Raw genomic sequence first — 25266 nt, 5'->3', positions numbered from 1 at the left:
GAACGCTGCCTCCGGAACAGCCTGCTGTATCTCCGGAGGCACGCTTTTTTCCAAGAAGTATGAACGAACGAATTGTCTGCCTGGATATCGGTGACGTCCGGATCGGTGTGGCTGTTTCAGATCCCACCGGAACCATCGCCTCTCCCGTGGAGGTGATCCAGCGGGTTGGCTGGGGGCCGGATACGCGCCGGATTGTTTCCATTTGTGAACGCTATGAGACCAACCGTATTCTTTCCGGCCTGCCGCTGAATATGGACGGTTCCGAGGGCTTTCAGGCGCAGAAGGTCCGCCAGTTCTGCGATCAGCTGGTCAAAGCAGGTCTGCAGGTTGTTTTCCAGGATGAACGCTTGTCCACGGTCTCTGCGGAGGATGCGCTGATTGAGGGCGGAGTTTCCCGCGCCGGGCGGAAGCAGAAGGTGGATATGATTGCCGCTTCGGTAATACTCCGGCAGTGGCTGGAAGAAAATAAAAACAAGGAGGGTTAATATCATGAGCGATGAAATCAAAAACAATGAGGATTCCTTTGAACAGGATGATGTGAACGCCCTGACCGAAGGCGATATCATCGAAATGATCGGTGATGACGGTGAAACCGTATCCTTCATTTTCGTTGATGCGCTGGAATACGAGGGAGATGTTTATCTCGCCCTGGCTGAGCCGGAAGAGGATGACGCTGTTTTCTTCCTGAAGATTGAACAGGATGAAGAAGGCAACGATGTTTACAACGCTCCCGATGAAGAGCTGGAAGACATCCTTTTCAAACGCTTTACCGAAATGCGCGGAAGCGAGGAATAATTCCGGTTTCCGGATTCAAAAAGGCTGAAACACTGAACGGTTTCAGCCTTTTTCATTGTTTATCTTCAGGTCTTCTTTCCTTCGTCCGAATTTACGGCTGTTCTTTTCCTCATACATCCGCCTGTCAGCCATCGTCATATACTGGTCAAGGGTATCCTCTTTCCCCGGAATTTCCGCGTAAATACCGAAACTGGCGCTGATATCACAAATCCAGGGATCCCTTGCATTCAGGTCGCTGATCGCTTCCCTGGCGCAGTCCTTGAGTTTCTCCGCCTCTTCCGTACTGTCGAGGATGCCGTAGGCCAGGAATTCATCTCCGCTGATATGAACGGGAACAAAGGAGAATTCTCCCAGGCTTTCCATTGCCTTTCCCATCCTGCAGATGGCGATGTCGCCGGACTGATGGCCGAATTCATCGTTGATATGCTTCATATGGTTCATATCAGCGCTGAGAATGGCAAACACCTTGTTATCTTTTCTGGCTTTTTCCATCACCGCCGGGGCTTTTTCCAGGAATCCCCTCCGGTTCAGCAATCCGGTCATGATATCCCTGATAGCCATCTGCTCTATAGTGCTCGTGTATCTTTTGATATTGGTCTGGAGGTAGAGGCTCATCAGGGCCCCGTTCAGGAGCATCAGGAAGGGATACAGGGCCGCTCCGCTGGTCAGGCTGCCCGGATTCAGCCCCACGTACCCGAAACTTCTGTTCCGGTAATACAGCGGGCAGAAGATCAGGCACAGCGTTGTTTTCCTTTCCTCATCAAATGCCGGAACCAGGTTATGGATGGAATAAAGGACCGGCTGATAGGTTTTCCCGTCCGTCATGCCGTATAACAGCAGCATTTCGTCCGGATAGGATCTGTTTCCTGTCTCTTCCCTGTCCGTTTCCCTGCAGACCGACGGATCGACGCAAAGGAAAAAGTCGCGGATATCCCAGTACCGTATGAATTCCTGGATTCTGTGATGAGCCTCCTGTTCGTCACCGACCCCGGCCATGCTTCCCGCGTACATACTGATGCAGGTAAGGGTTGTTTCCATGTTCCATTTTTCCGTTCCCAGGTTTCGCAGCATTTCATTCAGGTGCTCCTGGTTCTTCAGGCATCCGCAGCTGTCTCCGTATACCGGGATGGTATTCATATGGATCACTTTTTCCGCCGGTTTTGCTCCGTCAATCCATTTATTCAGGATTTCAATGGCTTTCTGAGCCGTCCTGTCAATCGGCCTGCGGATCGTTGTCACACCCCGCATCACCGCCTCCCGGGAGGCGTCAAATCCGGTGACAGCCACATCCCTGGGTACGCGGATTCCGTGTTCGCTCAGGTATTCTATCACGCCCAGGGCCATATCGTCATTGCCGCACAGAATAGCGTCCGGCAGTGCTTCATGCATGGCGAGCATCTTCTCTGCCGCCTGCCTCCCGCCCGTACGCGTCCATTGTCCGTCAAAAAGAAGTTTTTCGTCCAGTTCAATGCCGTAACGGCGCATCATGTTCCTGCAGGCATCCAGCCGTTCCATGGCAACTTCTGAATGCATCGGACCGCAGACATACATGATGCGTTTTGCGCCATGACGGCTGATCATATGTTCTGTCAGCTCTTCCACGCTGTTTTTATCGTTGAACTGGATGGTCACCGCGTTTTCCTGGATAACGTCTATGGAAATATGCGGCTTTCCTTTCAGGGGCGTAATAACTTCAAATATTTTCCGGAGCGTGGCTTCGCTTCCCATGGTAGCAGGCATGGAGATAATCCCGTCAAATGTCTCCAGGTCCGGCAGGTCATAGATCATGCTTTCTTCAGTCTCACTGGTGGACAGCGAAACATCCATATATCCCATACTGTTGAATATGCAGATATCAATCCCGTATCCGGCGCTGGCTTCAGCCAGGCCGGATGCGAAATGCTGCTGGTATTCTCGCTCAATACTGGCCATCAGTACGGCAATTCTCTTGCGGCGCATGATCGTCTTTTCCTCCCGGGGAGAATGATTGGACGGGATCAATGTTCGGGTGTTTTCTGTTTCACATTCTATCATGTGAAATGTTCGGAAACAAGTAAAATATGTCTGTACCTGCAGTAAAAAAGGACTGATTCTCTCAGTCCTTTTTTATTATTCAAGTCAGTTGTTGAGGATCCTTTTCAGGAAGTCCTTCGTCTTTGGACTCTCGGGATTGGAGAAGATCTTTTCAGGGTCCCCTTCTTCCTCGATCACGCCGTCAGCCATATAAACCACATGGCTGCTGACGTCCCGGGCAAAAGACATCTCATGGGTCACAACCAGCATGGTCATGTTATCCTTCGTTGCCAGGGATTTCATGACGTCCAGCACCTCTCCCACCATTTCAGGGTCCAGTGCGGAGGTAGGTTCGTCAAAAAGCAGGATCTCCGGTTCCATGGCCAGGGCACGGGCAATTGCCACGCGCTGTTTCTGTCCGCCGGAAATCTGGTCCGGCCTGGCATTGATGTATGGCGCCATCCCTACTTTGTTCAGATAATACAGGGCCCGTTTCCGAGCTTCATCATGTCCGGTCTTCAGCACCTTCTGCTGGCCGATCATGCAGTTTGCCAGAACGGTCAGGTTGTTGAACAGGTTAAAGCTCTGGAATACCATACCGACCTTGGCCCGGTATGCGGAGGAATTGACGCCGCGTCCTGTGATATCCTTCCCGTGAAACAGGATTTCACCGGTAGTCAGTGTTTCCAGCAGGTTGATGCATCGCAGCAGCGTTGATTTTCCGCTTCCGCTGGCGCCGATGATGGTGGTCACGTCCCCCTTATCCACCGTAAAGTCAATATCCTTCAGCACGGCGTGCGTTCCGAAGGCTTTGGAGAGGTGGCGGATTTCAAGAATGTGTTCGCTCATTGTCCCTCTCCTTTCACTCTTTGTCGGTATCGCCGAAGGGCGATGCTTCCTGGTGGTCCGGATAGTTGTATGTTCCGGCTGTCATGACAAGCTGGTCTGTGGTCACCAGTTCATAATTGGATTTCCCGGCCAGTTTCTTTTCCAGCTTCCGCAGCAGGAAGGAAGCCAGCAGCGTCATGCACAGGTATCCGCCCATCTCGATAAAAGCGGAAGGAAAATACTTGAATACGGCGCCGGCCACCATCTTATGCGCGGCAAAGAAATCGGAGAACCCGATGATGAACATCACAGACGTATCCTTGACGTTGATGATGTAGTTGTTGCCGATCTGGGGCATGATATTCCGCAGCGTCTGGGGCAGGATGATATAGAGCATCGTCTGCCAGTGGTTCATGCCGATGGCTTTTGCGCCTTCAAACTGACCGGGATCGATACTCATGATTCCGCCGCGTACGGACTCTGCCATGTACGCGCCTGTGTTGATCGATACAACAAGGATACTGACCGTCCATATGCTGGAGAAATTGACATTAAAGAAATACGGAAGACCGTAGAAGATAAAGACGGCCTGCAGGATCATGGGCGTACCGCGGAAAAGCTCTACGTAGGCGCGGATGATAATGCGGACAATACGAAGCAGGACCCGCTTGATCACCGGGTCTTTCTTTCCGCAGGGAATCGTCTGCAGGATACCGCACAGGAATCCGATCACACATCCGATCAGCGTTGCCGTAACGGCAAGGATCAGGGTATTGCCTATCCCCTGCAGGTATGTCGTACCGTATTTGGCCCATAATCCGCTGATATCAGACAGGAGCTTGCCAAACATAAATTATTTTCTTCCTTATCCTGTTTGTCTCTTATTCTTCATCGCCCAGGGGCTGGATCTTGATCGCTTCAGCCATCAATGCGTTGAAATCATCCGCGGTTTTGCCTTCCAGTACGCTGTTGATTTTGTCAACCAGCGCGGTATTGCCTTTTTTGACGGATACGCCGATGTTGATTTCTTCATCGGATACTTCAAAGTCGTCTCCGCTGCCGGCAAAGTCAAGCAGCACCAGTTCCGGATAGGCAATCAGGGCAGCCTGGGCTGTGGGCATATCGGTGCAGACAAAGTCCACCATGCCGGAAGCAACCGCCATAAGCATTGCCGGAGCGGATTCAGCCGCCATCTGGATTTTGGCTTCGGGAATCTGGGGCAGGCATACGTCGTACCAGATGGTTCCGGTCTGGCTGGTGCAGGTACCGCCCTTCAGTTCGGAAATGCCCTTCGCGCCTGCGAAAGCGCTGTCATTCCTGGTCAGGCATACGATGGTGGCATACAGATAGGGTCCGGCAAAATCGACGGCTTCCATACGCTCACTGGTCATGCTCTGGCCTGCGATAACCGCGTCGCATACGCCGGACTGCACGGCGGGTACCAGGGAATCCCAGTCCAGCTGTTTGATTTCAAGATCCCAGCCGTTTGCTTCACAGATGGCTTTGGCAGTCATCACGTCATAGCCGTTGGCGTACAGTGTGGAACCCGCGATCGGCACAGCGCCGTTGGAATCATCCGGCTGGGCCCAGTTGTAGGGAGCATAGGCGCATTCCATGGCCACGGTCAGCACGCCGTCTTCCAGGCCTTCGATGGTGCCTTCAGCAAAGGAAACAGAAACAAATACCATCGTCAGAATTGTGAGAACCAAAAGAAACCTTTTCATCAGGAACCCCTCCATTGTCTGTTCTCATTCAGTTGTCTTTTCCATTCATGAAAAAAGATAACTTTATAGACAGATTTTATCTGGAATCACTGTCCGTTACAAGTTTTTTTTTCGTGTATATGAAAAGAGCCGCCCTCAGGCGGCTTTGGATGCGTTTTTGCGTTTCCGGGCTTCCCTGCGCAGGATAATCTTCTCCAGGATAATGGTGAATACGCCCACGATCAGGTACAGGTAGAAAGTGAAGAACCTCCAGATCAACAGGGCGAGACCGATAGTACCGTCCTTGAAGATATCCCTGAAATAGAGCAGGAATCCGCCTTCCTGTGCGCCGCTGGCGCCGGGAAGGGGCGTATAGCTGGCGCTGACAAACAGCAGGCTGCTGATGGTCAGGATCTGGTACCAGGGCGTTCCGGTAAGGCCGAAAGCATAATAGACGAATACGGTTGTGCCGAACAGCGCCAGCAGCCCCATGGTGGAACAGGCAAACTGCAGCAGAATCTGCCCGGGAGAATGCATCAGGTCAAGCAGCGCGGTATGGTAGGTATCCAGCACCTCTGTCACCTTGGAGATCGCCGCTTCCTTATTGCGGACTATATGCATCTTATCCAGCCTGTTGATCAGCATCTCCGCAAACTTCTGGACCCAGTTCCGCTTGAACGCGGCCAGCAGAACCAGCGGAACCGCGGCAAAATTGATCAGCCAGCCGATCCGTACAATCCAGATGGCGCCGGCCAGCTGCTGATGGACAAAATCGTGATTCAGGATATAAAGCACCAGTGCGATCAGGGACGTCATCGTCTGGTTGGTAATAAACCGGATGGTTACTGCCATGGTACCGTATCCGACCGGGATCCCGGCCTTGCGCATGGAATTGACCTGCATGGGCTGTCCGCCGGCGGAGCTGGGCGTAATATTGCAGTAATAAAATCCGATCAGCGCCACATTTACAGCACGTCCGATACTGAATTTGAATCCCTGTCCCCTGAGATAGAACCAGTAATTGAGGCCGTCGCAGACCGTATAGATCAGCCAGCAGCCCAAAATGCAGGCCAGCCAGGTCAGGTTCATCTGTCTGATCGCGTCAAAAGCGTTCGACAGGTCTTCATTGCTGAACGCAATAAAAAAGACAACTGTGATGGAAAGCGCAATGAACAGAAAACTCAGGAGTTTCTTGAGTCCGGAACTCATGTGCCTCTCCTTTCACAGTAAAATTCCATAATGGTTAACTAATTTATTTTACCTTATTCTTTCAAGTCTGTCCAGCTGCCGGTCTGTAAAACCGGAAACTGTGGAAATCAAATGCGCTTCCGGGCAGGAAAACAAAGGAGACTGTACAGGCTCCTTCCGGCACCCGGACGGAGAAGCATTGTTTTGTTCCGCCTTTCCCGCTGAAGCCTGCCGCCGTATCGTATTCTTTTCCTTCTTTATTCACAATCCGGATGCTGATCGTGTTGAGATCCAGCGGCGTCTCCCCTTCGATCTCCAGTGTCACGTCTTTTTCTCCGCCGAAATCCATATCGTTCCAGGCCAGTGTGACGTTGTTTCCGATATGGGTCACGGTGTTTCCGGTTTGTTCGAAACTGTCGCCGTAAAGCTGATCCGCGCTTCCCGCCGGATGGCGGATATAGGCGTTCATCTGTTTTTCAAAGACAAATCCCTTCATGTGGACCTTGTCCTTCATCCTGAATTTCAGTGTCTGAAGTCCGGTCAGTCTTTCCGGAAGCTTCCATGTTTCCGGCTGGTAAACATTCCAGATGCTTTTCTTTTCATAATGAAGCACGGCTGTCAGGTGTTCTGTGCCGTTTGTCCCGCAGGTCCACAGTTCCATATCATAGGGATCATCGTTCAGCGCGAAAATGTCCGCTGTGACTGTATCAGATCCTGTCTTACCGAAGTCAACGCGGCTGAATCCGATCATGCTTTCCCCGTACCGGTCAAAAGCTATCCCCTTTTCATTTCCCGTACCGATATTTCCTTTGTGAAGGTCGTACAGTCCGGCGGAAACATAGGAGAAAGGATCCAGGGCGGGATTACCGGTACCTTCCGCAATGAATTCCATCTGGCTGATGAATTCACATCCGCCGTCCTGACTTCCGCACAGTCCCCGCAGGTAATATTGCCCGTCCCCTTCTGCGCGTACAGTTATCCTGTGATTTTTCCCGGTGATTTTTACATAAGGGGATGCAATTCCCGCCGCGTTGGTCACTTCCCAGGTAACGGGCATGTCGCCTGCATCCGCAGGCAGGATGCGGTATTCAAAGGAACATTCAGGATTCTGCTCTGTCAGCCTGGTACTGCCGATGGCCCGGATTTCCAGCCTGCGTGCCGGAACACTGCCTGTGAGAGGCTTTTCAGCAGCTTTTTGAATGCATGAAATGCCTTTTTTCATTTCTGCTTTCTCCACAGGTATTGTCATCTCTGCACAGATTCCATTGCTGCTCCGGATGCATACAGATACGTCTTCATGTTTTCCGTTTGATCGGATGATCAGCAGCAGCTTTCCGGAGAACAACCTCCTGCAGTCGCATTGATAGCTGTCCGGATCGGTGGAATCTCCGTTGTCTGTACCGATCAGCTGTCCCCCGCCGCTGACTGCGATTTTGATCCTGTCCTGTGCGTTTCTGACTGGATTTCCTTCCTTGTCTTCCGCGCTCACCGTCACAAAGGCCAGGTCCCACCCGTCATTTTTCAGTTTTTCTTCTTCACGGGTCAGGGAAAACTGAGCTGTTTCTCCCGGTGTCCTGATGCTTTCTTCACAGAGTATTTGCCCCTGTTCATCATATCCTCTGGCAGTCAGCGTACCCGGGCGGAACGGCAGCTGCCAGACCGGCAGGCACTTTCCCATGCTGCTGTAATCCGGTTTCTGCTTTCCGCAGGATTTTCCGTTCAGGAAAAGTTCTGTTTCATAGCAGTTTGTCATTACCGGAATATCAATCAACTGTCCGGGATTCCAGTCCCAGTTCACGCCGATATGGATCATTTTTTCCGGATTCCAGAAGCTTTTGAAAAGATAATAGGAATCCTTGGGAAAACAGGCTGTGTCCGCCTGGCCGAAATAGCAGGACCGTGTATGGTACGGCGTAGGTTCGCCGATATAGTCGATGCCGCTCCAGATGAACTGTCCCAGGCTGAAGGAGTGATGCAGGTCTTCTGTAATAAGCCGCTTCAGGCTGTCCGCGCCCCAGCTGGTATTGCTGTTTCCCAGGGCGGAACACTGCTGATCCGCGTCGCTCATGATGCTCTGGCTCATCGGAAAATGATAGATTCCCCTGCTGGACAGGATGCTGCCGGTTTCGCTTCCGCAGATAATCCATTTCGGGTGGGCAGCATGATGCGCTTCATATAACTTTTCCCCGTAGTTGTATCCAACGATATCCACTCTTTCAGCGCAGCGCTGTCCGCCTTCCCATTGCATATAATTGCAGCCGAAGGTAACATAGGCGTGTTTTTCCGGATCATGCTTCCGTACTTCATCTGCCAGAAGCTGTGTAACGGCTGTTCCTCGCTCATCCGCGTGCATATCATAAATTTCGTTGCCGATGGACCACATGATTACGCAGGCATGGCACCGGTCCCTGCGGATCCAGCTGGCAACGTCCTTCTGATACCATTCGGGGAAAAACCGTGCATAGTCATATGTTGTTTTCGGCCTTTCCCACATATCAAAGGCTTCGTCAACCACCAGCATTCCCATCTCATCGCACAGATCCAGCCATTTTTCCGCAGGGGGATTATGACTCGTCCGGACAGCGTTCACGCCCATGTCCTTCATGAGTTTCAACTGCCTGCGGGCCGCTTTTTCATGAAAAGCTGCGCCCAGCGCACCAAGGTCATGATGCAGGCACACGCCTTTCAGCCTGGTTTTCCTGCCGTTCAGGAAGAGTCCCTGATCCGGATCAGCGAAAACAGACCTTAGTCCGATCTTTTTGACTTCGGTCTGTTTTCCGTATTTGATGGTCAGTGTATAAAGATAGGGATCCTCCGGAGACCAGGGTCTGCCTTCTTTGATGGGAATCAAAGCCCGGATGAATCCTTCTGCCGACGTACCGGCTGTTCTGCCGACGGATTCACCTCTCATATCCTGCAAGACGCATTCAAAAGATTGTGGTTCTCCTGCGGTTTCCGCTTTGATTTGCACGCTCCATCCCAGTTCTTCTGTATAGTTTTCCTTAACAGAAATCCCATCGGGAATCAGATGGTTTTCAGGCAGGGTTACCAGGTATACGTCCCGGTATATGCCGCTTCCTGAATACCACCGGCTGTTGGGACTTTGATGCCGGATATGGACCGTCACTACGTTTTTGCCGCTCTTCAGTTTCCTGCCCAGCGGCACGTCAAACGCTGTATATCCGTAGGGATGGCTGCAGAGGATTTCTCCGTTCAGCAGCACGTCGCAATCCATATATACGCCGTCAAACCGGAGCATTACCACCGGTTCATGATCTTCAGGAAGTTCAATCGTCCGCCTGTACCAGGCGTCTGCCGTTTCGTACAAATCTTTCTCTTCCCGGATCAGCCAGTCGTGCGGCAGATCCACAGGCATAAAAGTTGCTGTCTCCGCGTCTTTCAGCGTGGATCCTGCGGAAAGCTTGGCAAAGGACCATTGATCGTTGATCAGCGTACGCATTATAACTCCCTGCTGTCTTTATTCGGTTTTCAGGCTTCTGTTCATCAGTTCCTTTACCACGTCTGAAGGCCTGGCGTTTTCGTTCACAATCAGTCTGACAGCGTTGATCAGCGGCATATCCATGCCGTATTTTTCGCACAGGGTCACCGCGGCCGGCAGGGCGTTCATTCCCTCCACCACCATGCCGATTTCCCGTACTGCTTCTTCCACGGATTTGCCCTGGCCGATCAGGTATCCGGCCCGGTTGTTCCTGGAATGCTGGCTGGTTGCTGTTACAATCAGGTCGCCGATGCCTGCAAGGCCGAAGAAGGTCTTTTCACGGCATCCCATAGCCAGGCCCAGGCGGCGGATTTCCTCCATGCCCCGGGTGATCATGGCGGCGCAGGTGTTGTCTCCGTATCCGAGTCCCCTGGCAATACCGACAGCCAGTGCCTCAACGTTTTTCAGTGCGCCGCAGATCTGCACCCCTTTTTCGTCCGGATTGATATAGGGTCTGATACAGGTTCCGTCAAATAGCTGCTGCACTCCCGCGGCGCAGTCCATGTCCTCGCAGGCACATACAATCAGGGTGGGCAGATCCTTGGCCACTTCTTCCGCGTGTGTCGGTCCGCTTAAAGCAACTGCCTGGTTCTTTTTCCCTGCCTTTTCCAGTTCATCCCGCAGTACTTCTGTCAGCGTCATCAGCGTATCTTTTTCAATACCCTTTGCCGCGCTGATCAGCACCGTTTTTTCCTCAATATAAGGGGCAAAATCACGAATTGTTTCCCGGGTATATACGGAAGGAACCACCATCAGGAGATAATCTGCCCCGGCTGCGGCTTCTCCGATATCAGAGGTGAAAACAATTTCTTCCGGTATTATGACTCCCGGAAGGTTCGGATGTTTTCTTTCTGTGGAAAGCTTGTCGGTTTCTTCCTGAAAGCGGCTCCAGATACGGATTTCATATCCTTTTTGTGAAAGTGCTCTTCCAAGCGCGGCACCCCAGGTACCTGCTCCGGCTACAGTTATAATCATCCTGTTCTGCCCTCTTATTACTGCTTATTCCTGTTCTGATCTGTATTCAAGGTGAAGTTCGTTGGTTGAGGTATAATTTCCCTGGATATTCAGCTGGTATTTCAGGTGGATGTTTCCTTCGGAGCTGCCGAACCGGCAGGCGGCTTCCTTGGTGAACACAGCCATATCCATTTCGCCGTAGGGCGTATGGTATACGCCTTCAAAACGCTGTCCTTTGGCAAATACCATCGTATTGGAAAAATCCCCTTTCCGCTCCATGGTAATCCGGCCGTTCTTCAGCGTAAGGGAAATATCGGATTTCAGGATGGCGCCCGTTTCTTCATCCTGCTGCGTTTCTTCATACTGCAGCAGGGCTTCCTCCGGATTGGTATAGTTCAGTTTGCCCACAGTCATAAACTGAATGGGATAATCCGGCATATGATCATACCTGGCTATTGTCAGCAGATTGATAAATACAGGTTTACGGCTGTCCACCTTGTCACAGCTCCTTTCTGGTGATACAGTAAGTGTACATCCTAAACCTTCGGTTTGCAAGTCAGGAGAAGGCGCCGGATGTCTGTGTATATGTATTGGTATTTGATAATAGAATGGATGAATTGTATTTGTTCCGGAGGGGCTTATGATCCTGAAAGCCTATGCCAAAATCAACTGGTCGCTGGATATTACGGGTCAGCGTGAAGACGGATATCATATAATGGATATGCTGATGCAGCCCGTTTCCCTGGCGGATGAAATTTCCCTGTCTCCAGCCGCGTCTCTTTCGATCACAACCGGCGGCTGGCCCCGTTCCCGCGCGGATGAAAGCAATCTGGCCTATCGTGCTGCCCTCGCGCTGAAAAATGAAACCGGATATCCCCGGGGCGCCCGGATCCATGTGGATAAACGGATCCCGATCGGTGCCGGTATGGGCGGCGGCAGTTCGGATGCAGCCGCTGTGCTGACCGGTCTCAATCGTCTCTGGAACACTGGCCTCTCCGGCACGGATCTGGAACGGATCGGACTTACCATTGGCGCGGATGTTCCTTTCATGATCCGCGGCGGCCTTACCCGCACCCGCGGCATCGGCGAGGATATGGAAGATCATGATTGCTGTTACAGCTACTGGCTGATTGTCATCCAGCCCTGTCCCGGGCTCAGTACCGCTCAGGTATTCAGCCTCTGGCACGAATCTGCCCCTGCTGATCGTCCTGATACGGACAAGGCGCTGCAGGCGCTGGAAACTGGCGATCTGAATCTCCTTTGTTCTTCTATCGGCAATGTGCTTCAGCCTGTATCGGAAAAGCTTCGTCCCGAGATTGGAGAAGCCTGCAACGTGCTGATCTCAGAAGGTGCTCAGGCAGCCCGGATGACCGGCAGCGGAAGCGCCGTTTTCGGAGTGTTCCGTTCTCCCGCTGTCGCGGAGAAAGCATATAAGCGGATTGCCGCACGCTATAAAACTGTTTTTCTCTGTCATACCCAGCATGACAGCGTACGGATTATGGAGGAGTAGGATTTATTCATGAAGAAAACACTTGGCTGTATTCGCAAGGCGGATCATGATTTTAATCTTATTGAATCCGGTGATCGTGTGGCTGTCGGTATTTCCGGCGGAAAGGATTCCCTCCTGCTTCTGCATGCACTCAGCCTCTACCGTCAGTTCTCCCACAAGGATTTTTCGCTTTATGCCATTACCGTTACCCTGGGGCTGGAACCTTTCGACCTTTCCCGAATCCGTGCCCTTTGTGATCAGCTTGGCATTGAATATATTGTGCAGGAAACTGAAATAGGCAAAATCATTTTTGATTATCGGCAGGAAAAGAATCCCTGTGCGCTCTGCGCCAAAATGCGCCGCGCGGTCCTTGCCAACACCTGTGTGGAATACAATATCAATAAGCTTGCCCTGGGACATCATCGGGAGGACGCCATTGAAACCCTGCTCATGTCTCTTTTTAATGAAGGGCGGTTTAAAACCTTCCACCCGAAAACCCGTATGAGCAGGACCGGCATCACCGTGATCCGTCCCCTGATTTACCTGCCTGAGAGCCATGTAAAACATATGGCAAAAGTGCTGGACCTGCCTGTCGTCAAATCTCCCTGTCCGGCAGACGGCAATACAGACCGGCAGAAAATGAAGGATCTTATGCGGGAACTCCGCAAGGTATTTCCTGACGCGAACGAGCGATTCCTCCATGCCCTCCAGCAGGATCATTATGATCTCTGGCAGAAGGATGATTCCTCTTCCGGCAACGGATGATTTCTAAGCATATTTTAATCGTTTTTTCTTTCATTTATAAAATTGGTGTGATATAATTCTTCTGATATTTAGGCAAGGAGTTATGAACGTGAGCAAGAAGAACCCCAACAGCAATAAAAAGTCCGGCGGAGCCGGTTTTATTATAACTCTGCTTATTCTTTCCTCCCTCAGCGGCTTTTCCTTCGGTGGAATTATTGCCGGTGTGCTTCTGGGGCTTGGTATTGGCAAAATCACCAGTATCATGGGAAGCGGCCTGGATACCACCACCCATAACCGTCGTGACCGGGAGCGCCAGGCCCGTGAAGAGGCCGCCGCCCGCCAGCAGGCTGAAATCCGCAGCCGTCAGCTCGCCGCCGAAGCCGAGGAGAAGAAAAAGGCAGACGCGAACCGTATTCCCCTTACCGGCGACAAAATCGCTGACGCGGTGATTACCACCGGCCAGGATATGCTGAATACAATTAAAAAAGAAAACGCTGCCATTCCCGATCAGGAACTGACCGAGCAGATGAATAACCTTTACGTCAAGTGTGAGCAGATTTTCAGAACCGTATCCGAAACGCCCTCCAAAGCGCCCCAGGTCCGGAAGTTTATGAATTACTACCTGCCCACCACCCTGAAAATGCTGGCCAATTACCGTACCATGCAGCAGCGCGGCGTTTCCTACGGTGAAATGAAAGAAGCCCGTGAGACCACCGTTCACGGCATGAACCTGATCCTTACCGCCTGCCAGAAGCAGATTGACAACCTCCATCGGGAGAACATGCTTGATATTTCCACCGATATTGAGGTACTCGAGCAGATGCTCAAGCGGGACGGCTTCATGGAAAACGAAATCGTTGAATCTGCCCGTACCGCCGCCGAAGCGCAGATGCGTTATTCATCCGCTCCCGTGATGAATTTCCCTTCCGCTTCCGATGATCATGAGATCCCGTCCGGTATTCAGGCCGGTATTCAGCAGGAATAATCCTTTACCTTCACTGACACATTAAGGAGGAACGTAAAAATGTCTGAAACCAATCCTATGCCTCAGCTTTCCCTGGCTCCTTCTGCTCCCGAACCCGAACTGGCCGGAGCCCCTGTTGAAAGCATTCAGCAGACCGCTGCTCCCGCGGTGGAAGAACAGGCTCCCGGCCTTGATGAAAGCCAGCTGACTGAAGCTGAAAAGAAAGCCATCGAAGATTTCATCAGCAAAGTCGATGTGACCAATCCGGATCACGTCCTGCTCTTTGGTGCGGATGCCCAGAAGCGCATCGCAGATTTCTCCCAGACCGCCCTGGACGCCGTCAAAACCCAGGATACCGGCGCCGTCGGCAATATGCTGGTCAATCTTGTGGCAGAGCTGAAAGGCTTCAAAAAGGATACGGAAGAGCCCAAGGGCCTTTCCCGTCTCTTCAGCAAGGCGGAGGACAAGATCGTCCGCATGCAGGCCCGCTACAACAAAGTCTCAGTCAACGTTGAGAACATTGCCTCTTCCCTGGAAGGTTATCAGGCTCAGCTGCTCAAGGACGTTGCCATGTTTGACCGTCTCTATGACCAGAACAGCGATTATTTCCATCAGCTGACCCTTTATATCATTGCCGGTGACAAGAAGCTCCGCCAGATCCGGGAAACCGAACTGAAAGAGCTGATGGACAAGGCTGCCGCCAGCGGCGATGCCATGGACGCCCAGAAGGCCAATGACCTGGCTGCCCAGTGCGACCGTTTCGAAAAGAAACTTTATGACCTGAAGCTGACCCGTCAGGTTGCCATCCAGATGGCGCCCCAGATCCGCCTGCTTCAGAATAACGACAGCCTCCTGGTTGAAAAGATTCAGTCCACCCTCTCCAACACCCTTCCCCTGTGGAAGAGCCAGATGGTGCTTGCCCTCGGTATGCATCATTCCCAGGAGGCCCTGAAAGCCCAGACCGCCGTTACGGATATGACCAATGAACTGCTCAAGCAGAACGCCCAGGCGCTGAAGATCGGCACCATCCAGACCGCAAAGGAAGCTGAGCGCGGCATCATAGACATTGAGACGCTGATCCAGACCAATCAGGATCTTATTGACACCATCAACGATGTGATGGATATTCAGGCCCAGGGTCACGCCAAGCGCATTGAAGCGGAGAAGACCCTCTACTCCATGGAAGCTGAACTCAAGAAAAAGCTTCTCTCCACCAGGATCTGATATTTCTTCCCCAACGGCACGGCATGTGATTGCATGGCCGTGCCTGTTTTAAATCCAGGAAAGGAAAACGAATCGAATGCGTCTGATCGGAATCACCGGAAGTATAGCCTGCGGAAAATCCACTGTCAGCCGTGAATTGTTCCGCCGGGGCTATCCTGTTATCGACGGGGATGTTCTCGCCCGTGAGCTTACAGGTGCCGGTGGTGCTGCCATGGCCGAAATCGGTTCTGTTTTCGGGGATCAGTATATTGCTCCCGACGGTTCCCTGAACCGTCGTTTGATGGGGCAGCTCGTCTTTTCTGATCCCACTGCCAGGGCCCGGCTGGATCAGCTGATGGCTCCGTATCTTCAGAACCTGACCATGGAAAGGATCAGTCAGGCCCGCGCTTCCGGTGCAAGCCTTTGTTTCCTGGATATGCCCCTTCTTTTTGAAAAGGGATATGACCGGTACTGCGACGCCGTCTGGTGTGTCTGGCTTCCGGAAGAGACGCAGCTGGAACGGCTCATTGCCCGTGACAGATTTACCCGCGAGGAAGCCCTCAGCCGGATGCGCGCTGTCATGTCATCCGATCAGAAGGCGGATCTTTCCTCCGTTGTGATTGATAATTCCGGTTCGGTCGAAAATACACTCAGGCAGGTAAATGAACAGCTCCAGGTAGAGCAGCGTCGTTCCGAATCCGCTGCCAGGCGCAGGCGGCAGCCGGAATCCTCTCCATCACTCCCGCAGCAGCAGCGGTATAGAGAAGCACCCTCCCTGCCTCCGGATATGGACATGATCGAACGTCCGGAATCCTCACGCAGGAAGCCGTCTGACCGGAAGGCCGAATGGCCCATGCCCCGCTGGACCAAAATTGCGCTGATCTGCGCTCTGTTTGTTCTTCTTTCCGCTTTCACTGCCCAGATGCTGATGGGCGGATATCTTTCCGGTCGTCAGAAAAAACATGAGTCGGAACAGCAAGCAATTGATGATAATTATCCGTTATATTATACGGAGGCAATCCGGAAAAACGCTGCCGAGTTTCATCTCGCCCCGGCGCTGGTTGCTGCTGTCATCCGGAACGAGAGTTCTTTCCGGCCCACAGTTGAATCCTCAGTCGGAGCCCGCGGCCTCATGCAGCTCATGCCGGATACGGCTGAATGGATCGCCCATAAGCTGAAAGTGGATAATTACTCTTTTGAAATGATGAAAGAACCGGAGTACAATATCCGCTTTGGCTGCTGGTACCTGAGTTACCTCAGCAGCCTCTTCAACAGTGACCCCTGGTGCGTTGTCTGTGCTTATCACGCGGGCCAGGGAGAGGTTTCCTCCTGGCTGTCCAATCCGCTTTACAGCAATGACCGGAAGACGCTGATCCGGAGCAACCTGCCGGAGGGTCCTACAAAACAGTATGCAGGGAGAGTAACAAGAGATTATGGAATTTATCAGGCGAAATACTTTGATCAGGGTGCTTCTGTCAGTCCTTCTGCTGATAACGCTGCTGCCGATTAATCCCGTATCGGCTGATGGTATCGAGAAGCATTTTTCGATCGGTATCCAGAGCACCAAAACCCTTGCCATCCGTCCCTTTGAAGCTGTGGAACGGGATATGCTTTCTGTTTACAATGCCGTCTATGAGAGTCTGATTCTCATTGATGATGTCTATATGCCCCAGGGCTCCCTGGCTGAAAGCTGGGAGGAAAGCAACAACGGCAAAACCTGGACCTTCACCCTTCGGGATGATATCCGTTTTTCCGACGGCACACCCATCACCGCATACGACGTGGTTGCTTCCGCCCAGTATATCCTGGATAAGGCCAATGATGAAAACATTGCGGATCATGGTTTTTACTACAACCTTGCCTATTTTGTGAAATCCATTTCCGCCAAGGACGATAAAATCGTGATCGTCAAGACTAAGCGGCCCTATTTCGGCATTCTTTATGAGATGACTTTTCCCGTCGTTCCCGCGGCCCAGGTTGCTTATGATGCTCCTATCGGCAGCGGTCCCTATGTGATCACCAGTTTTAATCCAGGCGTCAGCCTCATGCTGGAAACGAACAAGAACTGGTGGAAGGCGAAGGAACCCTGGGTGGAGCAGATCATTTTTTCCTTTACCGATACGCCGCGTTCTGTGATCGAAAACTATGAATACAGCCGTACACAGGCGGTTTTCACCCGGTCCATCGCCAGCACGCAGTATAAAACGACCATGCATTCTGTCACCATGAGTTACAGGACCAATCAGCTGGACGTTCTGTTTATGAACAATACCGTATCCGAGCTGACTCCTGAGGTGCGCAAAGCCATCCGGTATGTGGTGGACAAGCAGAAAATCATCGATAACATCTATTCTGGCTTGGCAAAATCCACCAATTTCCCCTTTTATCCCGGCACCTGGATGTACAATGAAAACCTTGATCCCACTTTCTCTTTGAATCTGGATGAAGCCAGGAGGCTCCTTGCTGCGGCCGGCTGGGAGGATTCTGATGAAAACGGAATCCTGGACCGCACGGATGCCGAAGGAAAGGTGACCAACCTGCATCTCCGTTTTTATGTCTATGAAGAGCCGGATAACGACGTGCGGGTGGAAGCCGCCAACATGATTGCGGATATGCTGGCCCAGGTGGGAATCAGCACCAAGGTGGAAGCCATGACCCTGGCCAACGCGAAAGAGAAGCTGAAGGCCGGTTCCTTTGACCTGGTGCTTGGCTCCTTTGCCATGGATGTCTGTCCGGATCCCGGTTTCATCCTGATGCGTGGTAACGCCGGCAATTACTGCCGTTATAAGAGCAGCCGGATGACGGAGCTTTGCGAACAGCTCCGGAAAGAATATTCCTACCAGGGATTCCGCCAACGGCTGATGGAAATCCAGTCCCTCTTTGCGGAAGACTGTCCCTTTATCTGCATGTATTACAGAATGGGCAATGTTCTCTCCCGCGCCATGTACACATCCTGCCGCGATGTCCGGGAATATGAACTCCTGCGCGGCATCGAAAGCTACGAACCCAAGGACAATTGATAAAGGAGTATTTATGGATTACGCTGAGCTGATTGTGCATACGACTACTGCCGGTTCTGATGCTGTTTCCGACGTCCTGATGGAAGCCGGAGCCTCCGGTACCATGATTGAGGACAAGGCGGATATTCCGGATCCCTCCAAACCTCATGGCGTATGGGAAATCATCGATCCGAAACTGCTGGACAGCATGCCGGAGGATGTGCTGGTTCATGCCTGGTTTGAGGAGAATCCTTCCCTTCCGTCCCTGATTGAAAACATCACCGGACGCCTGTCCACGCTGCATGATACGGTGTCTGACGCCGGTTCCCTGCGCGTTGAAACCCGGTCTGTCAATGATAAATCCTGGGCAGACGTATGGAAGAAATACTTCAAACCCTTCTATGCCGGCCGGCACCTGGTCGTAAAGCCCACCTGGGAACCCTTTGATCCGAAGCCTGATGACAAGGTCATTGAGATCGATCCAGGCATGGCTTTCGGCAGCGGCACCCACGAAACCACCGGCATGTGCCTTTCCATTCTTGAGGAGAATATCCATGGCGGCGAGGAAATCATAGATGTGGGTACCGGCAGCGGTATCCTGGCCATCGGTGCGGCCCTGCTTGGCGCCGGTCATGTACTGGCGGTCGATATCGATCCGGATGCTGTCAAAGTTGCCGCTGAAAATGTGGTAAATAATCACGTCAATGAGATCGTCACAGTCCAGCAGGGCAACCTGCTGGAGAAAGTGGACGCTGTCTGCGATATCTGTGTGGCCAATATTATCTCCGATGTCATTATCTCCTTCGCCGCGCCGCTCATGAGCCACATCCGTCCCGGCGGTCTGTTCATCTGCAGCGGTATTGTTTCGATGCGCGGGGATGAAGTAGCGCAAGCGCTCCTGGATGCCGGCTATGAAATCCTGCAGAAATATACCCGCGGTGAATGGACTGCTTTCCTGAGCAGGAGGAATGCCTGATGCACAGGTTCTATGCCGATCCGGAAAACTGCATGGATAATGTCGTTTCCCTGCCGGAAGAGGATGCCCGTCATGCCTGTACGGTTCTTCGCATGAAGTCCGGGCAGCAGGCGGAAATCATTATGAACGGCAGCCGCTGGTGTGCGGAAATGGTCTCCGTTTCACCGAAGAATGTACGCCTGAAGCTGCTCTCCGCGCTTCCCTCCACGGAACCATCTCTTTCTGTCACGCTCTACCAGGGATTGCCCAAATCCGATAAAATGGATCTGATCATGCAGAAAGCAGTGGAGCTTGGCGTCTCCCGCATCGTCCCGGTACTGATGGATCGCTGTGTTTCCAGGCCGGATCCCAAGGATTCTGCCCGTAAGCTGGAACGCTGGAGGAAAATTGTCCGTGAAGCCGGAAAGCAAAGCGGGCGCTGCCTCATTCCCGAGGTTTCGGATATTCTCACCCTGAAACAGGTATTGATTGATCCTGCCCGTCCGGAGATCAACATTGTTCCCTGGGAAAATGCGGAGGGTAACGGCCCGCTTTCTTTCAGTAAATCTCATCCTGCCCTGTCTTCCGTTGGAATTATGATCGGCCCGGAAGGCGGAATCGATGCGGAAGAAATTGAGCTGCTTCAGGCTTCCGGATTTATCCCTGTGACCCTCGGAAAGCGGATTCTTCGTACGGAAACTGCCGGACTGGCCGCTGTATCTGCCATCATGTGTTTATACGGAGAAATGGAATAATCATGAAAACCATCGCTTCCCATACCCTTGGCTGTAAAGTCAATCAGTATGATACCCAGGCCATGCTGGAACTCTTCCAGGCGGATGGCTATGAGATTGTTCCCATGGATCAGCCTGCGGATGTCTACCTTGTCAATACCTGCACCGTTACCGGAACCGGAGACAAGAAATCCCTGCAGCTGATCCGTAAAATCCGCAGGGAGCAGCCTTCCGCCGGCCTGATTGTCTGCGGATGCATGGCGCAGCAGCGTGGAGAGGACCTGTTGTCCCTTGGTGCGGATCTTGTCATCGGCACACAGCGCCGGGGCGATGTGGTCAGTCTGTATCATGAATCCCGGCGGACCGGCCATCCCATCTGCGCCGTCGAACCCCTGCAGTCCGGCCAGCCCTTTGAGTGCCTGTCCATAACCACCCAGAACGAGCATACCCGCGCCGTCCTGAAAATACAGGAAGGCTGCGGAAACCGCTGCTCCTATTGTATTATTCCTGCTGTCCGCGGTCCGATTCGCTCCAGGCCGCTGGAAGATATTCGTGCTGAAGTTGCCCGCCTGTCCGCGGCCGGCTTCCGCGAGATCGTACTGACCGGAATCCATCTCTGTTCCTACGGAAAAGATATGGATCCTTCCCTTTCCCTGCTGGATGCCATTGAAGCAGTTCAGCAGACAGAAGGAATCCAGCGGATCAGGCTTGGTTCCCTGGAACCTACTGTCGCCACCCCTGAATTTGCTTCCAGGCTGCGTCAGGCGGATAAAATCTGTCCTCAGTTCCATCTGGCGCTTCAGTCCGGCAGCGATACGGTTCTGGCCAGGATGCGGCGCCGCTACAATACCGCCCAGTATCTGCGAGGCGTTGAAAACCTGCGGCGTGAATTTCCGCATGCCGCCTTTACAACAGATATCCTGACCGGTTTTCCGGGAGAAACGGAATCCGAGTTTGAAGAAACAAAGGATATGATCAGGAAAGTCGGATTTGCCCGTATTCATGTCTTTCCTTATTCTCCCCGTCCGCAGACGCCTGCTGCGGAGCTTCCCGGTCAGCTTACTTCTGCTGAAAAGGATCGCCGTGCCCGTGAACTGATCGCCCTAGGACGTCAGGTAGCCCGGGAGTATCTCCGCACCTGGACCGGCCTGGAAACCGATCTTGTTCCGGAGGAAATGGTGAACGGCTGCTGGGAGGGATATACGCCCGAGTATATCAGGGTTCGCCTGGATCAGGAAGATGTCTGTCAGTCCGGTGTGCCTGTCCGGATTCGTCTCCTCGGTGAAAATGCCGGCGGCATGCTGGGAAAACTGATAGGATAAATTGATTCTGAAAGAAAAGGATGATGATCAAAGATGGAAAACTGTCTCTTCTGCAAAATTATGAATGGTGAGATCCCTTCTCAGAAAGTGTATGAAAACGAATTTGTCTATGCTTTCCGGGATATCAATCCTCAGGCCCCCGTCCATGTGCTGGTCATCCCGAAAAAGCATATCGCTTCCCTGGATGAGGCGGATGCGGCTTCCGACCGGGAGCTGGCCGAATGTCTCCGCGCCATCCGTGTGATTGCCGCCCGGGAGAATCTGACCGGCGGCTATCGCGTTGTTTCCAACTGCGGCCCCGATGCCTGCCAGTCTGTGCATCACCTTCATTTCCATATTCTCGGCGGTCGTCAGATGGAAGACAAAATGGCCTGACAAAACGTTTTCCGGAAAAAAAGTTGACTACACCGGGTAATGGCTGTATAATAAAACACGGTTTTCGGTTTGTATGATCCGCAGGCCATTGTATTGAGCGAGGGGAGGGATAACAGTGTCCGAGGTTCGTATCCGCGAAAATGAGTCCCTGGAAAGTGCGCTCAAACGGTTTAAGCGGCAGTGCGCCCGCAGCGGCGTTCTCCAGGAAGTGCGTAAGCGCGAGCATTACGAAAAGCCCAGCGTTAAGCGCAAGAAAAAGGCTGAAGCCGCCCGTAAGCGCAAGTGGTGATTTTGGCAAAACGCCCTTCCTTCACAGGAAGGGCTTTTTTTCCGCCATTTTTAATTCTTAAGTTTTCAGTTATTGAGCAGTTGTCCAAATCTCTGATTTGGGCGAAGATACGATGACCGCCAGTGGCGGAAATTTCATCGGATCTGAGGTCAATCGAAAGGGAGTAAGCTCCACTGTGTGGAGTTACGACCATTAAGATTGCGGAATACAACTGCCATGCTACAGCCGTCCATTTCTGCGAGTCTATGACGATGCAGAAATGGAATACGGCGATCGCAAAGTTTTTAATAAAAACAGTTTCCTTAGGAAACTGTTTTATTCATTTCCGTAAGGAAATGTCCCTCTATGCCTTGTCACGCAAGACCTTTTCTGATATACTGATGACAGTATCTGAAGAAAAGAGGATGTAATTGGTCTATTCGTTTGAGCTGATCAAACATGCAAATATACGCTATCGTGACAGTCTTGTTGTGTTATCCCGTTGTGAACTTTTTGCCATGCTTTTCCGCCTGGGGATCTCCGCCGAGATCAGGGAGGAGTCCATGGGCGGCTCACGTTTTCTGACAATTGAGTGCCGTGAACTGAGTGAATCAGAAATTGCTTTTCTTTCCGGTCACAGTTCCTTTGTCTTCATGGCAGAAAAAACAAACGGGTTACTTCGTCCCCTTCCCGTTCCGGAATCCGGGTATCTGCCGGAGGATCTTCCCGAGGTACTCAAGTATAAAGGGAAGACCAGTGCCTCCTTTACCCGCATGATGATCAATACGGCGGCTTCGCTTTCCGCCTTCCGGCACAGTGAAACACCCCTCACCTTCTTTGATCCTGTCTGCGGAAAAGGTACAGGATGCTTCTGCGCCGCTGAGGCCGGGATGAACGCTGTTGGCCTGGACCTGGATAAAAAAGATATCCTCGAGGCGTCTGATTATTTCTCACGTTATCTCAAGCTTCATAAGCTTAAACATGAGCAGCATGACCGGTCTGAAACGGCGCCCCGTCATTCCCTGCCCCTTACTGAGTTTATCTATGCCGACACGAAGGAGCACTTCCGTTCCGGAGACACCCGTTTCCTCCGTTTTGCATGCGGGGATACCAAGGAATCGCCTATTCTTTTCCGGAAAGGAAAAGCCCATATCATCGCCGCCGATCTTCCTTACGGCGTGCAGCACGCTCCCCATGCCGGAAGCCGTCCCGATTCCCTGCAGCATTTCCTTTCCCGGGTGCTTCCCGTATGGAAAAGCGTCCTTGCTCCCGGCGGTGTCATCGCCCTGAGCTTCAATACCTTAACCCTTCCTTCAGCGGATGTCAGGGAAGCGCTTACCCGCGCCGGGTTTAAACTTCCCGTTAATGATATTTTTTCAGGCCTGAAGCATGATGTTGAGCAGGCCGTTGTACGTGATCTGATCTTTTCTTTCAATTCAGAGGAGGAATCTGTTATATGACTCTCAGCGAACTCAATGGGATGACAGTCCTGCAGCTTCGGAAACTGGCTCGTGAAAATTCTGTCGTGCTCGGTGCCGGCATCGATAAGGCAGGCATTATTGAAAAACTGCTGCCCGTCCTTTCAGACGAATCGGAACAGGCCCCTGCGCAGCCGGCCGAAGCGTCCGCTCCTGTCGAAGCCGAACCGAAATACCAGGCCGCCTGGCACAATACAGACACGCCTCGCTATAACGCGCGCCCTGCCTATCAGGCCCCCGGTTCCGCTGCCCGCCCCGCATGGCAGAGCACCTCTCCTTCCGGACAGCACCTTCCCCATGATCAGCAGCATGTACAGCCTATGCGTCCCGGCAGCTTCACTCCCCGCTTCGGGCCCGCTGCGTCTGTTCAGCCTGCGGCGCCTGCGTCCCAGCCTGCTGAACCGGCTGAGCAGCCCCATCCTCCCGTCGTGTCCCCGCTTCCGGAAAAGCGAATCAGCATCGGATCTGAAACAGGCTTCGGACCCCGTTCCTTTGGCCCCAATGCTGTGCCTCATACCCCTGCCCGCACGTCTGAACCTTTTATGCCTCCTTTCCAGGCGCAGGATACCGGTATTCAGGCCCCTTCGCTGGAGGAGCTGCTCGCGTCCGGAGATTATGAAGAAGGCGGCGGCATCCTGGAACTGCATCCCGACGGATACGGCTTCCTGCGCAATACCACTTTCCAGCCCTCCACCAAGGATATCTATGTGTCCATGGCTCAGATCCGCCGTTTCGGTCTCCGTACCGGCGATATGATCAAAGGTAAAATCAGGCCCCAGCGTGAAGGTGATAAGTACGCCGCCCTGCTTTATATATCCAGCGTCAATGACGTTCCTGAAGAAGAAGCCTTCAATCGTCCTGCCTTTGACGAACTGACCCCTGTCTATCCAAGCCGCCGGATTTCCCTGGAGTGTAAAGACGGCAAGTCTTTCCCGGATATGCGGCTGATTGACCTGATTGCCCCCCTCGGTTTTGGCCAGAGGGGTCTGATGCTTTGCCCGCCCCAGACCGGCAAAGCTGAAATCATGCAGCATTTTGCGAAGGTAGTCTGCGAGAATTATCCGGATGTCCAGGTGCTCATGCTTCTGATTGACGTCACTCCGGAAGACGCCACCATGGTACGTGAAACCGTACCCTGTACCGTGCTTGCCTCCACCTTTGACCAGACGCCTGAAGCCCATCTTCGTCTCTCTGAAATCGTCCTGGAACGCGCCATGCGTCTTGTGGAGCAGAAAAAGGACGTTGTTCTGATCGTGGACAGCCTCACCCGCCTGGCAAAGATTTACACCACTGCCGCGGCCCAGCAGGGACGCAGCCTCCCCGGCATGGTGAATCCCTCCAGCCTTTTCCGTGCCAAGCGTCTTTTCGGCGCAGCCCGTTCCTGCAAGGAAGGCGGCAGCCTGACCGTGCTTGCAGCCATGGATATTTCCACCGGCTCCAAGGTGGATGATTCTGTGGTGGAAGAATTCAAAGGCACCGCCAATATGGAGCTGACCCTGGACCAGAGTGTGGCAAGGGCCGGTGTGACCCCCTCCCTGAACCTGCAGCAAAGCTTAACCAAGAACGCTGATATCCTGCTGGACAATAAACAGAAGGAAGGCCTCTCCCTGATCAGGACGCTGCTTGGCAGCACCTCTTCCGCTGTGGCCATTCCCCAGCTGGAATCCATGATGGATAAAACCGATACCAATGAAGCGCTCCTGCTGAAGATGAAAGACTGGTTTGCCCTGATGAACCGCTGACCGGAGGTGTCCT

23 protein-coding genes are annotated in these 25266 nt (G+C 52.7%); 15 read left to right on the top strand and 8 right to left on the bottom strand.

Features of this window, described 5'->3' with window-relative positions; genetic code table 11:
- Positions 1-59: 59 nt before the first annotated feature.
- Positions 60-485, top strand: coding sequence for a Holliday junction resolvase RuvX (gene ruvX, locus JRC49_15590; protein ID QTE71181.1), 426 nt, complete (start codon positions 60-62; stop codon positions 483-485).
- 4 nt (positions 486-489) lie between these two features.
- Complete coding sequence (locus tag JRC49_15585) at positions 490-795, top strand: DUF1292 domain-containing protein (protein ID QTE71180.1); 306 nt, start codon at positions 490-492, stop codon at positions 793-795.
- A gap of 42 nt (positions 796-837) precedes the next feature.
- Here the strand turns inward: JRC49_15585 and JRC49_15580 are convergent, their stop codons facing one another.
- The 8 genes from JRC49_15580 to JRC49_15545 form a co-directional block, all read right to left on the bottom strand.
- On the bottom strand, positions 838-2754 hold the full coding sequence (locus JRC49_15580) for a GGDEF domain-containing protein (protein QTE71179.1): 1917 nt from the start codon (positions 2752-2754) through the stop codon (positions 838-840).
- A gap of 159 nt (positions 2755-2913) precedes the next feature.
- Complete coding sequence (locus JRC49_15575; GenBank protein QTE72903.1) at positions 2914-3645, bottom strand: amino acid ABC transporter ATP-binding protein; 732 nt, start codon at positions 3643-3645, stop codon at positions 2914-2916.
- A gap of 25 nt (positions 3646-3670) precedes the next feature.
- Positions 3671-4486, bottom strand: a complete 816-nt coding sequence (locus JRC49_15570; GenBank protein QTE71178.1) for an amino acid ABC transporter permease — start codon at positions 4484-4486, stop codon at positions 3671-3673.
- A gap of 31 nt (positions 4487-4517) precedes the next feature.
- Positions 4518-5375: a transporter substrate-binding domain-containing protein gene (locus JRC49_15565; protein QTE71177.1), complete on the bottom strand. Its 858-nt coding sequence runs from the start codon at positions 5373-5375 to the stop codon at positions 4518-4520.
- Between the two features lie 120 nt (positions 5376-5495).
- Positions 5496-6548 carry a flippase-like domain-containing protein gene (locus JRC49_15560; protein ID QTE71176.1) on the bottom strand — a complete coding sequence of 351 codons (1053 nt, stop codon included), beginning with the start codon at positions 6546-6548 and terminating at the stop codon, positions 5496-5498.
- A 61-nt stretch (positions 6549-6609) separates the two neighbouring features.
- On the bottom strand, positions 6610-9987 hold the full coding sequence (locus tag JRC49_15555) for a DUF4982 domain-containing protein (GenBank protein ID QTE71175.1): 3378 nt from the start codon (positions 9985-9987) through the stop codon (positions 6610-6612).
- A gap of 18 nt (positions 9988-10005) precedes the next feature.
- Complete coding sequence (locus JRC49_15550; protein QTE71174.1) at positions 10006-11001, bottom strand: NAD(P)-dependent glycerol-3-phosphate dehydrogenase; 996 nt, start codon at positions 10999-11001, stop codon at positions 10006-10008.
- A gap of 24 nt (positions 11002-11025) precedes the next feature.
- The gene (locus JRC49_15545; GenBank protein ID QTE71173.1) at positions 11026-11475 is read right to left on the bottom strand and encodes a DUF1934 domain-containing protein; all 450 of its coding nucleotides are present in this window, start codon (positions 11473-11475) and stop codon (positions 11026-11028) included.
- A 145-nt stretch (positions 11476-11620) separates the two neighbouring features.
- On the opposite strand from JRC49_15545, the gene ispE reads away from it, so the two are divergent.
- The 13 genes from ispE (at position 11621) to rho (ending at position 25253) form a co-directional block, all read left to right on the top strand.
- On the top strand, positions 11621-12490 hold the full coding sequence (gene ispE / locus JRC49_15540) for a 4-(cytidine 5'-diphospho)-2-C-methyl-D-erythritol kinase (protein ID QTE71172.1): 870 nt from the start codon (positions 11621-11623) through the stop codon (positions 12488-12490).
- A gap of 9 nt (positions 12491-12499) precedes the next feature.
- On the top strand, positions 12500-13234 hold the full coding sequence (locus JRC49_15535) for a tRNA 2-thiocytidine biosynthesis protein TtcA (protein ID QTE71171.1): 735 nt from the start codon (positions 12500-12502) through the stop codon (positions 13232-13234).
- An 88-nt stretch (positions 13235-13322) separates the two neighbouring features.
- Positions 13323-14198: a 5-bromo-4-chloroindolyl phosphate hydrolysis family protein gene (locus tag JRC49_15530; protein QTE71170.1), complete on the top strand. Its 876-nt coding sequence runs from the start codon at positions 13323-13325 to the stop codon at positions 14196-14198.
- A gap of 39 nt (positions 14199-14237) precedes the next feature.
- Positions 14238-15401: a toxic anion resistance protein gene (locus JRC49_15525; protein ID QTE71169.1), complete on the top strand. Its 1164-nt coding sequence runs from the start codon at positions 14238-14240 to the stop codon at positions 15399-15401.
- 76 nt (positions 15402-15477) lie between these two features.
- The gene (locus JRC49_15520; GenBank protein QTE71168.1) at positions 15478-16890 is read left to right on the top strand and encodes a dephospho-CoA kinase; all 1413 of its coding nucleotides are present in this window, start codon (positions 15478-15480) and stop codon (positions 16888-16890) included.
- Entirely contained in the window at positions 16838-18400 is a 1563-nt protein-coding gene (locus JRC49_15515; GenBank protein ID QTE71167.1) for an ABC transporter substrate-binding protein, read from the top strand. The genes JRC49_15520 and JRC49_15515 overlap by 53 nt, the downstream gene beginning before the upstream one ends.
- Before the next feature lie 13 nt (positions 18401-18413).
- On the top strand, positions 18414-19355 hold the full coding sequence (prmA, locus tag JRC49_15510; protein ID QTE71166.1) for a 50S ribosomal protein L11 methyltransferase: 942 nt from the start codon (positions 18414-18416) through the stop codon (positions 19353-19355).
- Positions 19355-20089, top strand: coding sequence for a 16S rRNA (uracil(1498)-N(3))-methyltransferase (locus tag JRC49_15505; protein ID QTE71165.1), 735 nt, complete (start codon positions 19355-19357; stop codon positions 20087-20089). Before prmA ends, JRC49_15505 begins: the two co-directional genes overlap by 1 nt.
- 2 nt (positions 20090-20091) lie before the next feature.
- Positions 20092-21390: a tRNA (N(6)-L-threonylcarbamoyladenosine(37)-C(2))-methylthiotransferase MtaB gene (gene mtaB, locus JRC49_15500; GenBank protein QTE71164.1), complete on the top strand. Its 1299-nt coding sequence runs from the start codon at positions 20092-20094 to the stop codon at positions 21388-21390.
- Positions 21391-21423: 33 nt separating this feature from the next.
- Complete coding sequence (locus tag JRC49_15495; GenBank protein QTE71163.1) at positions 21424-21765, top strand: histidine triad nucleotide-binding protein; 342 nt, start codon at positions 21424-21426, stop codon at positions 21763-21765.
- Positions 21766-21880: 115 nt separating this feature from the next.
- Positions 21881-22054, top strand: a complete 174-nt coding sequence (locus JRC49_15490) for a 30S ribosomal protein S21 (GenBank protein QTE71162.1) — start codon at positions 21881-21883, stop codon at positions 22052-22054.
- Positions 22055-22524: 470 nt separating this feature from the next.
- Entirely contained in the window at positions 22525-23493 is a 969-nt protein-coding gene (locus JRC49_15485) for a hypothetical protein (GenBank protein ID QTE71161.1), read from the top strand.
- The gene (gene rho / locus JRC49_15480) at positions 23490-25253 is read left to right on the top strand and encodes a transcription termination factor Rho (protein ID QTE71160.1); all 1764 of its coding nucleotides are present in this window, start codon (positions 23490-23492) and stop codon (positions 25251-25253) included. Before JRC49_15485 ends, rho begins: the two co-directional genes overlap by 4 nt.
- Positions 25254-25266: the final 13 nt, after the last annotated feature.

The sequence above is a fragment of the Clostridiales bacterium FE2011 genome (genome assembly GCA_017569305.1).
Classification (GTDB): domain Bacteria; phylum Bacillota; class Clostridia; order Christensenellales; family Aristaeellaceae; genus Aristaeella.
Note: the sequence above shows the minus strand (reverse complement) of the source record. Positions and strands in the feature narration are given on the sequence as shown.

Coding starts and splice junctions, on each gene's coding strand:
- JRC49_15525 (QTE71169.1), top strand. CDS start 14,238: ATGTCTGAAACCAATCCTATGCCTCAGCTTTCCCTGGCTCCTTCTGCT.
- JRC49_15580 (QTE71179.1), bottom strand. CDS start 2,754: ATGCGCCGCAAGAGAATTGCCGTACTGATGGCCAGTATTGAGCGAGAA.
- JRC49_15565 (QTE71177.1), bottom strand. CDS start 5,375: ATGGAGGGGTTCCTGATGAAAAGGTTTCTTTTGGTTCTCACAATTCTG.
- ispE (QTE71172.1), top strand. CDS start 11,621: ATGATCCTGAAAGCCTATGCCAAAATCAACTGGTCGCTGGATATTACG.
- JRC49_15520 (QTE71168.1), top strand. CDS start 15,478: ATGCGTCTGATCGGAATCACCGGAAGTATAGCCTGCGGAAAATCCACT.
- mtaB (QTE71164.1), top strand. CDS start 20,092: ATGAAAACCATCGCTTCCCATACCCTTGGCTGTAAAGTCAATCAGTAT.
- JRC49_15555 (QTE71175.1), bottom strand. CDS start 9,987: ATGCGTACGCTGATCAACGATCAATGGTCCTTTGCCAAGCTTTCCGCA.
- JRC49_15585 (QTE71180.1), top strand. CDS start 490: ATGAGCGATGAAATCAAAAACAATGAGGATTCCTTTGAACAGGATGAT.
- rho (QTE71160.1), top strand. CDS start 23,490: ATGACTCTCAGCGAACTCAATGGGATGACAGTCCTGCAGCTTCGGAAA.
- prmA (QTE71166.1), top strand. CDS start 18,414: ATGGATTACGCTGAGCTGATTGTGCATACGACTACTGCCGGTTCTGAT.
- JRC49_15550 (QTE71174.1), bottom strand. CDS start 11,001: ATGATTATAACTGTAGCCGGAGCAGGTACCTGGGGTGCCGCGCTTGGA.
- JRC49_15535 (QTE71171.1), top strand. CDS start 12,500: ATGAAGAAAACACTTGGCTGTATTCGCAAGGCGGATCATGATTTTAAT.
- JRC49_15495 (QTE71163.1), top strand. CDS start 21,424: ATGGAAAACTGTCTCTTCTGCAAAATTATGAATGGTGAGATCCCTTCT.
- ruvX (QTE71181.1), top strand. CDS start 60: ATGAACGAACGAATTGTCTGCCTGGATATCGGTGACGTCCGGATCGGT.
- JRC49_15570 (QTE71178.1), bottom strand. CDS start 4,486: ATGTTTGGCAAGCTCCTGTCTGATATCAGCGGATTATGGGCCAAATAC.
- JRC49_15505 (QTE71165.1), top strand. CDS start 19,355: ATGCACAGGTTCTATGCCGATCCGGAAAACTGCATGGATAATGTCGTT.
- JRC49_15560 (QTE71176.1), bottom strand. CDS start 6,548: ATGAGTTCCGGACTCAAGAAACTCCTGAGTTTTCTGTTCATTGCGCTT.